Below are 13053 nucleotides of genomic sequence, written 5' to 3' on the forward strand. Positions count from 1 at the left end.
CGAGCGTCCCCGCTCGCGAGTGGTACAAGACGCGAGCGGGGACGCTCGCACTATAAATGCAAAACTGAGATGCTCCCGGACGGGCTCATGGGCCCATCCCACAAGAACTATCAAATTGTAAGTTATTTAATTCTCATTCCTTAGCAACTTAAAAAAGGCAGGTTTACTACTTCCCCGGCAATTTCTCCTACCTGCACTTTCAGTCCTTCGCCGCCAGCTTTTGTGCGGATGTAAGCAAGACCAAAAAAGCCGGATTCAGTTTCCGTAAAACTGGTGAGTTTGCCGACTTTTTCCTCTCCGATTGTAACTGCTGTTCCTGGTTCAACCGCACCGCTCAACTGCACGCCCCAAAGTTGCTGTTTGACTCCTTTGTAGGTGTTCAACCGGGCAATTGTTTCTTGACCGATGTAGCAGCCTTTGTCATAGGTAATCGTGTGTAAAAGACGGGCTTCTAGGGGGTTGTAATCGTCTGTGAGTTCAAAATCTGGGGCGGGGCGTCCTTGTTCGATTCGCAGTTGTTCCCAAACTCGATCGCCCATCGGTACGGCCCCAGCTTTGACTAATTCATGCCACAACTTGGCTGCACCGCTTGCTGGCGCAATTAACGTGTATCCGGGAGTTGCTAAACCGCTACCAACCGCAACTCGGACTTCCATACCTGCAAAATTTATCAATTTGTGGGTAGCGTAAGGTTGATTTTCAAGTTCGGCAACTCCGATTTTTTCTAATAGTTGAGTGCTTTCCGGGCCGAGGAAACTGAAAGCAACAGTTGTATCGGTTAAATCTGTTAACTCGACGCGATCCATTGGGAAAATATAGCGATCGAGCAATTCCAGCAGTTGGCGGCGGCGGTTGGCTGAAACTAGCAGCAGTACGGCATCTTCTGTCGCGTAAGCGGTGGCGAGATCGATCGTCCGGGCGGTGGAAGTCACGAAAACGGTGTCGCAACCTTGACCGGGTTTGAGTATATTAAAGTTATTGGTACTTTGATTGTGCAAGAACCGGAGGCGATCGCTATGTGAGATTTGAATGCGTCCCCAGTGAGTGCGATCGTACAAAGCGGCACCTTGTTTCGTTGCTGCGATCGCTTCTGCGTCGTTACCAAAACTGACGGGGACTGTTTCTGAGGTTGTTAACTCTGCAAAAGTAGCACCTGCCGCTGCTTGAATGTCGTGCAATTCTTGAATCAGCATAAGATTTTGTTGACTGTTGACTGTTGACTGTTGTTATTGGTTATTGGTTATTTGTTATTTGTTATTTGTTATATCAAATCCGGTGGTATCGGAATTATAAGCGTGCGATCGTGCTAGCGAGCGGGCACGCTCGCACTGACATTATCCAAATATATTACTCCGATGCCACCGGAAACGATATTATTTGTTAGCTGCTACCAATAACCAATAACAAATAACCAATAACCAATAACTAATTACCCAAATTGGCGAATATTTCTTGGATTAATTTGCTGGCTTTGGCATCAAGACGATTCCAATCTACATCGCCAGTGTCATCCTCAATCAAGCTAGTGTCAATTACGACTTCTTGGCTTTGGATTTGACTGTGGGCGGGCTGGTAGTTGACAAAGCAGACTCGATAGCAAAGTTCCCAAATATCGACGCATATTTGCTCGCCTTGATGTTCTAAAATTAGTTGATAGCCCGGAATCGGAATCTGCACTTCTTGATAAGTGCCCGTCCACACTGACTCTTCTAATTGTTTGCGGATGTTGTCGAGCACTCGGATCATCGCTGGCTGCATTAGCAGTTCAGCTTGCTGCCACGCGATCGGGCTAGTTATTTTAGGCTTCATATACACGGTTCTAAAAAAGAAAATCAATAAATTCATTTTCTAGCATTGCGTGCCAACTTTTGAGACATCCGCCACAGAATGTTAAATTTAGCCGTCACCAAATTCAAAAGTCAACGGTCAACACAAACAGTTAAAGCCGTTCTCGGCTTGACGGCTAAAAACGGCTGAAACTTTTGATATTGAGTTATCGGATGGGCGATGTAGGATTTGAACCTACGGCATCCTGCGTGTAAAGCAGGCGCTCTACCACTGAGCTAATCGCCCAATTGCACTCACAGGGATTTATCATATCACAGTAACTCAGAAAGATCAAGTAAAAAAAATCCTAAACTTTAAATGCCCTCTGGCCGCACCCACGATCGAATAACCCTGTGGAGTTTGCCCTTGGTGGCAGCCCTTACCTTTGGCCAGACTCAGAGCAGCAACCTGACTTTGCTCGTTTCCGGCAGTTTCTTATTCGGCGGGCTGATGTTTGGCCCCGACTTGGATATCTACTCCTGTCAGTATCAGCGCTGGGGATGGTTCAAACCGATTTGGCTCCCGTACCAAAAAAGCCTGCGCCACCGCTCTTTTTTGTCCCACGGCCCTCTGATCGGCACTGCTTTGCGAATCTTGTACCTCGCTATCTGGATCGCGGTTTTCGGAATGTTGGGATTGGCAATTGCCGAAAAAGTCGGGAACTTGGGGGGGAATTGGCAGGATGTGGTTTTGAGTTGCGGACGATCGATCTGGGAACACCACATCGAAATTTTAGCCGTTTACATCGGTCTAGAATTGGGCGCGATGAGCCACTATCTGAGCGATTGGGGCGGCTCGGCTTACAAAAGATTCAAAAAGAAAGGATTGAGCGGGTTGCGGCCTCCTGGCACAATTAAGAGGCGCAAAATCAAAGCTCCCAGTCGCACATCTAGCAAATCCATAGCAGAAGGAAGAAGGAAGAAGGAAGAAGGAAGAAGGAAGAAGTAATAAAATTAATGGTTGAAGCCATTAACAAGGTTATAACCATCTTGGCGGTTGATCTAAAAGGTAAATTATTATGTCTAATTCTGAAAGTCGATCGCTCACAGCACTCCAAGAACTTATAGAAGTTGTGGCTAAATTGCGATCGCCAGACGGCGGATGTCCTTGGGATTTAGCCCAAACTCCCCAAACTCTAATTCCCCACATCATCGAAGAAGCTTATGAAACCGCCGACGCGATTCGCAAAGGAGATAAAGATGCGATCGTCGAAGAATTGGGCGACTTACTGTTACAGGTAATTCTGCAAGCTCAAATTGCCAGCGAATCGAATCAGTTTACCTTCGCCGAAATTGCTGCGGGCATTACAGAAAAACTAATTCGGCGCCATCCCCACGTCTTCGGCGATGTCGAACTCAACAGCGTGGATGAAGTCAACGAAAACTGGGAAAAAATCAAAGCAGCAGAAAAAGGCACAACTTCGGAAAAGCCGCCAACTTTAGCCTCGAAAATGAGCCGTTATGCCAGCACTTTGCCGCCGATCGCCGCCGGGATGAAAATCTCCCAAAAAGCTGCGGAAGTGAGTTTTGATTGGGACAGTGTAGACGGCGTTTGGGATAAATTTCACGAAGAAATGGCAGAATTTGAACACGCTCTCAAACACGAGGATAAGGCAGCGCAGCAGTCAGAATTGGGAGATATTATGTTTGTGTTGATTCAATTAGCTCGCTGGTACGGTTTAGATGCGTCGGAAGCTTTGCAAGGAACAAACGATCGCTTCGTGCAGCGGTTTGCGAAGGTAGAGGCTGCGTGCGATCGACCTTTGTCAGATTATCCCCCAGAAGAGTTAGAATCTCTGTGGCAGCAAGCCAAAGCTTTAATTGCTAAACAAAAGGGCGATCGGTAATAACTCACTCCCGATCGCTATTGTTAAGAACAGGCTTTCCGGCCTGTTCCACAACAACCATTGGTAACAACTTAAGCTAAGAAAGCATTTGTCAATCAGCAAATTATGCTCAATATTTACTCAGATTTTGGGCCCAAAACTGAGATTTGGGCGATCGAGGAATACGGAAGAACCATTTACTCTACAGCAACGATCGCATTGCGGGTGTAAAGCTAGGAGATGGGCGACAGCTTATCAGCCAGGAATCATACTTTTGGGAGATGCGGCACATCCCATGTCTCCGGTTCGCGCTCAAGGAATTAACTTGGCTTTGCGCGATGTAATTGTTGCCGCCAATCACCTTGTACCTTTATGGAAAGCAGGGGCTAATTCCGAGGATATTGACTTAGCATTATCGCGGATTCAAGCAGAACGCGAGCCAGAAATTATTCGCGCCCAACAACTGCAAGCACAAGAAGCGTGGAAAGGCGAACAACTGCGAAACAATGTATTTATACGTTTATTAATGATGCAAATTGCTCCGTTTTTGGGTAAACAAATTCAACAATTTTGGGTGAAAGGACAGTATGAATTGCGCCAAGGAGTAACAGAGGTAAAATTGGTTGTGTGAAAATAGGAAATTAAAACTTAGGAGAAAATTGTATGCGATCGACAACTCTCAAAGGACCGATCGGCAATATTCACATCCTCGAAGCCAGCCCTCCTGTGACGGCTGGGGAGTCGGAGCCTTTACCGGTGGTTTTCGTGCACGGTATGGCGGTTTCCGCGAGCATCTGGGAGGCGCAGCTTGCCAATTTAGCGCGTACCCGACGGGCGATCGCCCTTGACGTGCGGGGACACGGTGATTCCGCACCGCCGGAGGACGGCAACTATGCCCCCGCCTCCTGTGCAGCGGATGTTTTCGCCGTGCTCGATGGGCTGGGACTCGATCGAGTGGCGATCGTCGGGCACAGTTTCGGTGCTTGTATTGCCCTCGCCACAGCAGCGGCCGCACCGCAGCGCATCGCGCAGTTGATCCTGGTAGACCCACCTGGAGACTTTACCAAGGTGCCTGTAGAGGTGCACGAGGCACGGATCGTCCCTTACCAGAGGGCTCTGGAGACGGAGGACTGGCGGGCTGCTGTGGAAACCAGCTTCAACGAGGCGCTGACAGGAAGCAGGGCCCAGACGCGCGATCGGGTTCTCGCTTGGTTGGCGGCGACTCCACAGGATTGTCTGTCTGGAATGTCTCGCGGGATGTTTGCCTTTGAAGCAGTTGATAATCTCGATCGCTACCTAGCAGCCCCTGGAACACGGGCCCACGCAATTATTGCTCCCTCAAACACTTTTCCCTTCAGCCTCCACATCCTCCGTCCCACACTGACGACAACTACGATCCCCGATACTGGACACTGGCTGATGCTGGATGCGCCGGAGGCCTTTGCTAGGGAACTGGATATTTGTTTGGGAAAAGAATCGATATGAATGACTCCTCGCTAAGTAGCTACAAACAGCAAATTCTTAATGACTTTAACAACCGTCAAAACTACGAGACAGAGCTTCATATACGGGCTGCAAACCGATTAGTAGAGTTGGCAAAAATACAACCCGGTCAGCAAGTTTTAGATGTCGCTACGGGAACTGGTTTAGGGGCGATTGCTGCGGCTTTTGCTGTTGGTTCCACAGGTCGTGTTTTGGGAACTGACTTTGCTTCGGGAATGCTGCTGCAAGCCGAGCAGAAAGTCGCTGTTTCGGGACTGACGAATATCAGGTTTGAGAAAGTGGATGCAGACGAGCAAGAGTTCCAGGAAAGCCAATTTGATGTTATTTTGTGTTCGTCGGCGATCGTCTACTTCACAGATATTCCGACATCGCTGCGTCGCTGGCACAATGCTCTGAAACCAAGAGGGTTACTTGCATTTTCCTGTCTGGCAGAAACCTCCCCTACCGCGTCTGTCTTGTTTCGGAAAGTAGTACAAAGATACGGTATTGCTATCCCGAATCCCAATGAGTTACTGGGAACGCCGCAGAGGTGTTGCGAAATGCTTGACAATATCGGATTTGAAGACATCGAAATCACGACTGAGCAATTTGGCTTCTACTTGCAAGATGCGGAAGCTGCGTGGACTGGCAATGCCAAGAGTGCATTCGGGCTTCAAAATGTGAAATGGTCAGATGAACAGTGGCAGCAGTGCAAGCTGGAATATTTTACAGAAATAAATGAAGCTTCAACCGCAGCAGGTTATTGGAACGATATCACAATGTTCTTTGTCAGAGCTCATAAATCTGGTCAAGTCGATGCACTCCTTACTTAACAAATCTTTTTTCAAAGTATGCAGCATATTCACATCGCTAAAATTTCCGAGTTTGATGAGGGATTAATTATCCATTTAATTGAGGAAAGTCTGTCCCAAGGTTTTCAGTTTGTGGAAAGACTGGTCCGGGATTATCGTAATGGTTATAACTGCTTCGATAAGGTTGGTGAAGCTTTATTTTTAGCGTCATCGCAGGAAAGAGCGATCGGAATTTGCGGCTTGAATGGAGATCCTTATTTCAACGATCCAAAAGTTGGACGATTGCGGCATTTGTATGTTGAGTCAGTTTGGCGGGGAAAGGGGGTGGGGCGTTTATTGGTCGATCGGCTGATTTACGAAGCCAGTCAGCATTATCAGTTATTGACGTTGCGAACAGATACGCCAGCAGCCGACAGGTTTTATCAAAAATTGGGATTCAAGACTCAGCGCAATTGGCAGCATACGACGCATCATTTACAATTGAGCGAGATAGACTGTGCGTGACATTTAGTTTTACGACAATTCATCGAGGGTTAAGTTGTGGGGGTTTTTGAGGATGAAGGCGTTGTTGTCTTTGATTAAGTCACCGCTACAGAGAATCGGTAAGCGTTCTTGATAAGCTTTAATCGCCAGAATGTAATCTTTGTCTGCGAGTGAAGTTTGAATTTTCCGCAATTTGTCAGCTACAAGGCCGAGGAGAGTAATTTCGCCACTTAATTTTTGGGTATTTGGGGTGTGAATTTGCATAACAATTCCCTGAATTATCGTGTTGGGAATGCTTGTAAGTAGTTCGCTTAAAATTTCAATTTGAGGGCGATTTTCTGCGTTTTCTAGGGTTTGGATTGCCTCGCGGATGCGGGCTGCATAATCTCCCAGGTTTTCCCGGTTAGGTAGCAATATTTCAAATTCTTCTGCATCGGCTGTTGGTTTGTGCCAAAGTGTGGCATTATCTAAGAAAGGTTGGTCTTCATGCCAGCCGTGAGTTTGTAAGTAATTTCTCAGTTGATTTAGCTCAATTGTTTTGAGAGTTTGGCTATCTTTTACGGTGACTTTCATGGTTGAACTCCTTGGCTAATTCCCTCCATAATTGACTGAAGGGCGGCGACTGTAAATTGGTGGGTTCTGGGGAGGGCGACGGTGACAGTGCTTGTGTTTTGTGTTTTTGGCTTTCCCCGCAGCGAGATCCAATATCCGCAGTTTCTGATGCAGAGTTCTGTTTCGGACTGGGTTAACCAGTCTTCGGGTGTTTCGGGGATTAAAACGACAACTAAAATTCGGGGGATGGCGAAGTTATCCATTCTTAAGTCGTCGTAGTTTTTGAGCTTGAGGGGGTAGCGGATGGAGTTATCGTCTTGGATATCTCTTGATGTAGATTTTAACTGCAATTCTCAGCGAGGTGCTCTAATGGGGCCTGTCCCGCCTTTCGCAGCTACTCCCCAGTCTACGCTGTCATCGTCTACGAATCGTTTGTAGAGGGAATAGCCGGCAACGGTGGTGACAGCTTGCAGGTAGATGTTGCTGAATTGTTCTTTTTGTTGGTTGATGTCCACTTTTTACGTAGCGATATATTCTTGTTAACCTGTTTGGTGCTAGCTCGTAGATAAAATTACATCATGTTGGTTATGGTTTCCTTGATTTGTATCGGTTGGTTGGTGACAATGGAGTAGAGAACATCTGGGTCTAAATCGGCTCCATTTTCCCAGTAAATTGTCCCCCATTCTGGATTTAGTTTGACTTGGTTAAAGTAAGTCAAGTCTTGCAGAGGGGCGAAGATTCCGGTAAATTCGATTAATTGGCTGATGTCAACTACTCCCTCTTGGTTATCTTCAAATTTGAGGTAAAGTTGATAGTTTTCTAATGGTTGAACGGAGCTAATATCTTTGAGCATTGTTTATTCCAAAGGGGCAATAGGTTCTAATGGTGTTTGAAGTCTGGCAAGTTGCCAGTTTTGCATGAGTTCTGTTTGATGAAGGGCCGCCCACTCTACAACTAATCCTAAGATGCGAGGGGAAAGTTTGCCTTCTAGAATTGAGAGGGTTTCGATATCAATGATGGCTTTTTGTTGATTGTAGCGGACATGAAAGTGCGGGGGCGGGTGGTCGTTATAGTACATCGTGATGATGATGCCTAAAAATCGGCTGAGTTCTGGCATTAGATTGTCCCCTATACAATTATTTCGGCGTTTTTTACCCGGATTTCGCAAGACTAAATCCGCTCAATACATTCTTTAATATTGCTTAAAACGTGCGTTTGGGTTCCAATTATACTAAAAAATCAACCTCCCTATCTGCTGTTGTTTCACCCCTGGCAACCGAACCAAAAACGCGCACATTTAACGCGCCTGGGTGAGTAGCAATTCTCAGGATATCGCAGCGCTTGGACTTCAGCAATTCCTCAATTCCCATAACTCCACCCTCGGCAGATTTTTCCGAATCATCGCCTCTAACTTCGCACGCTAGGCAAATTGCCTCTCCAACTTCGCCGTCAAATGCAGCATCTTCTCGTCCAAACCTTCCTCATCCTCCTCCAATTCCTGGGCCCCCACATACCTCTCAGGCGTTAAAATATAACCGTTACCGTTTTCCTTTTTTGTTGCCTTTTGACTCCGCACCAGTGTTACATCTCTTCTGGAAAGTACATTTGCAGCAAATCTGCCCCGCCCTAACCCAACCGGCCTAACTTCTCCAGAACTTAGGTAACAAGCACCTAAAGTATGATGCGAAACTCGGCAAAAACTCTTATTCTATAAATCGATCGGGCGTTAAACCGCTCTCCACAACCGCCAAGATTTCTTGCCAAAAATTAAATCTTTCCGGCGAAAAGTTGCTATTTAATGAATAAGACTTTACAATCCAGCAATGTAAATCAAAATCTCAACGAGCAGCCCTGCAAGCACGAACCCGAAATGGGTCGCAAGTGCCAAAAAGCAGCAAAAGCTACCTTTTTTAAGTCTTTCAACAGCAAAGCATTGGCAAAAAAAACCAGGGATCGACGGTTGGCATCTTGGAACGAATGCTTTGCTCGCAATACTACAAATGTATCAAAACTTATCTGCCAAAATTTAGACCGAACAGATGCCTAGCTGAAACTCTTGCTGCGTAAGGTTTTAGTTGCTAATTAGGCTGGTTTTATTGTTTTTAACTACTTGAGGATTCGATCGCATGGTTTCGATTTCAAAAACTCAATCCGATCTGCTGCCTTTGTCTGCGCCAACCGTAACGGCTGCAACCCAAAGCAGCGCGGCGACTGCAACAGGGGTGTGCGTGACGGTTCACGGTCACTTTTACCAGCCGCCCCGGGAAAACCCTTACCTGGACGCGATCGAACGCCAAGCCAGCGCCCATCCCTTCCACGACTGGAACGAACGCATTGACAACGAGTGCTACCGCCCCAACGCCTTTGCCCGCATACTCAACGACCGCGGCGAAGTCGCGGGGATCGTCAACAACTACGAGTATATGAGCTTCAACATCGGGCCGACCCTGATGAGCTGGCTGGAACGCTACGACTCGGAAGTTTACGAACGGATTCTGGAGGCCGATCGCAAAAGCTGTCAGCGTCTCAACGGTCACGGCAACGCGATCGCCCAAGTCTACAATCACATCATCATGCCCCTCGCTAACGAGCGAGACAAATACACCCAAATTCGGTGGGGGATCGCAGATTTTCGATCCCGGTTCGATCGCGATCCCGAAGGAATGTGGCTCGCCGAAACCGCCGTAGACTACGCCACCCTCGAAGTTTTAGTCGCTGAAGGCATCCGCTTCATTGTCTTAGCCCCCTCCCAAGCCGAACGCTGCCGCCTGCTAATCGGGCAAAATCAAGAAGGAGAACCAGCGGAAAATTCCGAATGGCACGAAGTCGGCGGCGGTCAAATCGATCCGACTCGCCCGTACCGCTGCTATTTGAAACCGGAAATGCGGTTGATGGCCGACCACCAACTCTCGCCGCTGAGCACTCACCATTTTGGCCGCAGGCACTTTCAAAATTCCGCAGCCACACCTGCCAACACTCCCTACATCGATATCTTTTTCTACGACGGCCCGATCTCGCGAGATATGGGCTTCAATGACGTTCTCAGCAGCAGCCACCACTTGGTGGGGCGCTTGGGTCAAGCAGTGCGGGGAGACCACCGACCAGCTCAATTAATCTGCGTGGCGACGGACGGCGAAACTTTCGGCCACCACAAACACAGTACCGAAAAATGCCTCGCCTACGCCTTCACAGAAGAGTTTCCCCGCCGCGGCTGGACGGTGACGAATTTTGCTCATTATTTAAGTCAAAATCCGAGCGCTTGGGAAGTGGAACTCAAACCCGTGACGGCCTGGAGTTGCTCTCACGGGGTCGATCGCTGGCAAGATGATTGCGGCTGCGGTGGCGGCGGCGAGTGGAACCAAAAATGGCGCCGCCCTTTGCGGGATACTCTAAATTGGCTGCGCGATCGGCTGATTCCGATTTACGAAGAAGCGGGGCGCCAAATGTTGTGCGATCCCTGGAAAGCCAGAGATGAATATATTAATGTCATCCGGGATCGATCGCCCGCTAATATTGACAGTTTCCTCCAACGCCATCAAGTTCGCCCCCTCGACGCAGCCGAACAGGTGGACGCCCTGCGACTGCTGGAAATGCAGCGCCACACCCTGTTAATGTTCACTAGCTGCGGCTGGTTTTTTGAAGAAATTTCGCGGCCAGAAGGCGTGCAAATTCTGCGCTACGCGGCCCGGGCGCTGGAATTGGCGGGCGAAGTTACTGGCGTGCAGCTAGAAAAGGATTTTGTCGATCGACTAGCCCTCGTACCCAGCAACGTTGACTATTTCACAACAGGGGCCGAAGTTTACCGCAAACTCGTGGTGACAGCCCAAATTAGTCTCAGACAAGTGGCCGCCCACTACGCGATCAGTTCTCTGTTTGCCAAATACCCCCGCGAACAGCGAGTTTACTGCTATCAGGCCCTGCAGCAAGATTTCCAAATTCAGCGCATGGGCTCGATGACTCTGGTTGTGGGTCAATTGCAGCTAACCTCGGAAATTACGCGGGAAACAGAGGTTTATGTGTTTGCTGCGTTCCACCTCGGCGGCTGGGACTTCCACTGCTGCATTCAGCCTTTTGGCAGCCGCCGGTCTTACACTATGCTGAAAGAGCGGTTGTTTGGAGTTATGCAAGAAGCTTCGGCGGCCCACGCGATTCTGGAAATGGTGCGGCTGTTTGGGGATCAGTCCTTTAGCTTGCGGGATTTATTCGCTGAGGAACGCCACCGGATCGTGCAGTTGCTGAGTCAGGAAAATTTGACTCGGTTGGATCAGCTTTACACTCAGGTTTACCGGGAAAATTACGGGGTGATGATGGCGTTCCACCGAGACGAGTTGCCGGTGCCTGTAGAGTTGCAGGTGGCTGCTGAGGTGGCTTTGGGACACCGCTGTTTGACGGCGGCCAAGGCCCTGGAAGTGGAAACGGAGGACATGGAGTCGCTGCTGGCGGAAATTGAGGCGATCGCCACTGAAACCGGCCACCTCCGCTGCCGGTTGAAGGTTCCCGAAGTCAAGCAAATTTTGGAAAAGCTGGTTTGGCGATCGCTAGACGCCCTGCTGCAAGCAGGATCGGGCGTAGAGAACCGATCGCCTGTGAAGTTGGAAACTGACATCCGCACGATCGAGCGTTTGATTGCGGTGGGCGATCGGCTGAGTCTGGGTTTGTGTTTGGACAAATCGCAGGAACTGTATTTCGATTCTCTGTACAGCCAAATTGTGCCTCTGTGCTTGGGCTGGCTGCAACGGCAAGCTGGCTCGGCGGGCGAAAGTGCGGTCTACCCCGTTGCCTTGGATATCGCCCGACCAGACGGCGGCTGGGAGTTGTCTTCGATCCGGCAGTTGCTGGAGTTGGGTCAAACTCTGGCCGTTGATGTTGAGTGTTGGTTGAAGCAGTTAAATCGATCGCTTGTCGATTAGCCATCAAATCAATTCCCGCCCTTGAGAATCCGCCCGATCGAGCTTTAAATGCCGATCGGGCCTGCGGGTTCAACCGAGAATCACCGGCATTTCGGCTTGCACGGATCGCGGCTGGGGATCGCAGCACCGACAGGGAACCGCCAACTTTGTTTAAGTTTTCGCTCTACTTATGTGGGAAGATAAAAAGACTGTCCCCAAAGCGTATAGGTGTTCTGCACTTGCAGGCTTTGTAGAGTTTTGAAGAAAGAACACTAAGTTTAAATTTATGAAAGTTGGCGATCGCGTTTGCATTAAAAACTCTGTTGTTGTCTACCACCACCCTCAAAATCGCAGTCAACCATTTGATATTAAGGGTATGGAAGGAGAAATCGTGGCGATCGTTCACGAATGGCACGGCCGACCTGTCAGTGCTAATTGGCCGGTTCTAGTACAGTTTGACAAAAAATTTCGAGCTCACCTGAAAGAGGATGAAGTCGAATTGATATCTTCGGAAGTTTAGCTGTCTCAAAAGTTGAAGCCGGAGCCCGAAGACAATATCAAATCCCGTCAGTCGATTTGAGATTTTGGATTTTAGATTTTAGATTTACTCCACAGATGAATCTGGGAGTTGGAACTAGGTTCTAAAATTTTGGGCTGATTGCGGCTGCTGTCGGAAAGCAAGTATCCGTTTTTGGGCGGGATTTATATAGCTGTTGTACAGTTTGTAGCGAGGACTTCAGTTTTTTCTGTGGCTTTTAGTCGATCGGCGGAACTAAAGTTCTTACTACAAACCATCTTTTTTATTTAATCCTTAAATTTTCGACCGTCTGCGGCTAAACCAACCTAAAATATTCCAATCTCCCTGCATTTTCTGCAATTCCTGCTGATGCTGCTTGGCTGTAGCGTAATACCACTGGCAGTGAAGTTCTAGTTCTTGACGGTACTTTATTTCATCGTAAAACTCGCGGACAATTTGGTGTCTCTGAAAAATTTCGGCCGCGGGAGTCGGTTGTGGGACAATGTTTTGCAACTCGTGGGGCAGCATGATTGTTTGGGGGCGACTGTGGCTAATATTGGCTGTAATGACTTTAATATAACACTGTTGTCAGTGGGCAGTGGGCAGTGGGCAGTTGGCAGTTGGCAGTTGGCAGTTGTTAAACAAATAACTAATAACCAATAACCA

General features: G+C 48.4%; 19 protein-coding genes and 1 tRNA gene. 9 read left to right on the plus strand and 11 right to left on the minus strand.

The features are described from left to right. Window positions 1–140 precede the first annotated feature (140 nt). The 3 genes from ygfZ to QUA56_RS23670 form a co-directional block, all read right to left on the minus strand. Entirely contained in the window at window positions 141–1190 is a 1050-nt protein-coding gene (ygfZ, locus tag QUA56_RS23660; RefSeq protein ID WP_333362565.1) for a CAF17-like 4Fe-4S cluster assembly/insertion protein YgfZ, read from the minus strand. A 235-nt stretch (window positions 1191–1425) separates the two neighbouring features. Further along, window positions 1426–1809, minus strand: coding sequence for a hypothetical protein (locus QUA56_RS23665; RefSeq protein WP_333362402.1), 384 nt, complete (start codon window positions 1807–1809; stop codon window positions 1426–1428). Between the two features lie 192 nt (window positions 1810–2001). After that, window positions 2002–2073 (minus strand) — tRNA-Val (locus QUA56_RS23670). A 72-nt stretch (window positions 2074–2145) separates the two neighbouring features. Between QUA56_RS23670 and QUA56_RS23675 the strand changes: the two genes are divergently transcribed. From QUA56_RS23675 to QUA56_RS23700, 6 genes are all read left to right on the plus strand, one after another. Next, entirely contained in the window at window positions 2146–2775 is a 630-nt protein-coding gene (locus tag QUA56_RS23675) for a metal-binding protein (protein ID WP_333362405.1), read from the plus strand. Window positions 2776–2845: 70 nt separating this feature from the next. Then, on the plus strand, window positions 2846–3673 hold the full coding sequence (gene mazG, locus QUA56_RS23680) for a nucleoside triphosphate pyrophosphohydrolase (RefSeq protein ID WP_333362408.1): 828 nt from the start codon (window positions 2846–2848) through the stop codon (window positions 3671–3673). A 247-nt stretch (window positions 3674–3920) separates the two neighbouring features. Continuing rightward, window positions 3921–4283 carry an FAD-dependent monooxygenase gene (locus tag QUA56_RS23685; RefSeq protein WP_333362568.1) on the plus strand — a complete coding sequence of 121 codons (363 nt, stop codon included), beginning with the start codon at window positions 3921–3923 and terminating at the stop codon, window positions 4281–4283. A 32-nt stretch (window positions 4284–4315) separates the two neighbouring features. Then, entirely contained in the window at window positions 4316–5137 is an 822-nt protein-coding gene (locus tag QUA56_RS23690; protein WP_333362411.1) for an alpha/beta hydrolase, read from the plus strand. Beyond that, complete coding sequence (locus QUA56_RS23695) at window positions 5134–5967, plus strand: class I SAM-dependent methyltransferase (RefSeq protein ID WP_333362414.1); 834 nt, start codon at window positions 5134–5136, stop codon at window positions 5965–5967. The genes QUA56_RS23690 and QUA56_RS23695 overlap by 4 nt, the downstream gene beginning before the upstream one ends. Before the next feature lie 18 nt (window positions 5968–5985). After that, a complete protein-coding gene (locus QUA56_RS23700; RefSeq protein WP_333362417.1) occupies window positions 5986–6450 on the plus strand; it encodes a GNAT family N-acetyltransferase in 465 nt (154 codons plus the stop codon). Window positions 6451–6459: 9 nt separating this feature from the next. Here QUA56_RS23700 and QUA56_RS23705 read toward each other — a convergent pair whose 3' ends face one another. The 7 genes from QUA56_RS23705 to QUA56_RS23735 all read right to left on the minus strand — a co-directional run bounded on the left by QUA56_RS23705 (window position 6460) and on the right by QUA56_RS23735 (window position 8557). Continuing rightward, window positions 6460–7002 carry a hypothetical protein gene (locus tag QUA56_RS23705; RefSeq protein WP_333362420.1) on the minus strand — a complete coding sequence of 181 codons (543 nt, stop codon included), beginning with the start codon at window positions 7000–7002 and terminating at the stop codon, window positions 6460–6462. Next, window positions 6999–7331 (minus strand): DUF4365 domain-containing protein, encoded by a 333-nt coding sequence (locus QUA56_RS23710; RefSeq protein WP_333362423.1) that lies wholly within the window; start codon window positions 7329–7331, stop codon window positions 6999–7001. The genes QUA56_RS23705 and QUA56_RS23710 overlap by 4 nt, the downstream gene beginning before the upstream one ends. A gap of 3 nt (window positions 7332–7334) precedes the next feature. Then, window positions 7335–7496 (minus strand): hypothetical protein, encoded by a 162-nt coding sequence (locus QUA56_RS23715; protein ID WP_333362426.1) that lies wholly within the window; start codon window positions 7494–7496, stop codon window positions 7335–7337. A gap of 56 nt (window positions 7497–7552) precedes the next feature. Beyond that, window positions 7553–7834, minus strand: a complete 282-nt coding sequence (locus QUA56_RS23720; protein WP_333227438.1) for a DUF2442 domain-containing protein — start codon at window positions 7832–7834, stop codon at window positions 7553–7555. A gap of 3 nt (window positions 7835–7837) precedes the next feature. Continuing rightward, a complete protein-coding gene (locus tag QUA56_RS23725) occupies window positions 7838–8098 on the minus strand; it encodes a DUF4160 domain-containing protein (protein ID WP_333047603.1) in 261 nt (86 codons plus the stop codon). Between the two features lie 109 nt (window positions 8099–8207). Next, window positions 8208–8351, minus strand: a complete 144-nt coding sequence (locus QUA56_RS23730) for a nucleotidyltransferase domain-containing protein (protein ID WP_333362431.1) — start codon at window positions 8349–8351, stop codon at window positions 8208–8210. Window positions 8352–8401: 50 nt separating this feature from the next. Then, window positions 8402–8557, minus strand: a complete 156-nt coding sequence (locus QUA56_RS23735; protein ID WP_333362434.1) for a hypothetical protein — start codon at window positions 8555–8557, stop codon at window positions 8402–8404. Between the two features lie 222 nt (window positions 8558–8779). On the opposite strand from QUA56_RS23735, the gene QUA56_RS23740 reads away from it, so the two are divergent. The 3 genes from QUA56_RS23740 (at window position 8780) to QUA56_RS23750 (ending at window position 12390) form a co-directional block, all read left to right on the plus strand. Then, a complete protein-coding gene (locus QUA56_RS23740; RefSeq protein WP_333362436.1) occupies window positions 8780–9028 on the plus strand; it encodes a hypothetical protein in 249 nt (82 codons plus the stop codon). A gap of 79 nt (window positions 9029–9107) precedes the next feature. Continuing rightward, entirely contained in the window at window positions 9108–11891 is a 2784-nt protein-coding gene (locus QUA56_RS23745; RefSeq protein WP_333362439.1) for a DUF3536 domain-containing protein, read from the plus strand. A gap of 265 nt (window positions 11892–12156) precedes the next feature. After that, window positions 12157–12390 (plus strand): ferredoxin-thioredoxin reductase variable chain, encoded by a 234-nt coding sequence (locus QUA56_RS23750; protein WP_333362442.1) that lies wholly within the window; start codon window positions 12157–12159, stop codon window positions 12388–12390. A gap of 291 nt (window positions 12391–12681) precedes the next feature. Here the strand turns inward: QUA56_RS23750 and QUA56_RS23755 are convergent, their stop codons facing one another. Next, a complete protein-coding gene (locus QUA56_RS23755; protein WP_333362444.1) occupies window positions 12682–12915 on the minus strand; it encodes a hypothetical protein in 234 nt (77 codons plus the stop codon). Window positions 12916–13053 lie beyond the last annotated feature (138 nt).

Source organism: Microcoleus sp. N3A4 (assembly GCF_036701805.1).
Classification (GTDB): domain Bacteria; phylum Cyanobacteriota; class Cyanobacteriia; order Cyanobacteriales; family Microcoleaceae; genus Microcoleus.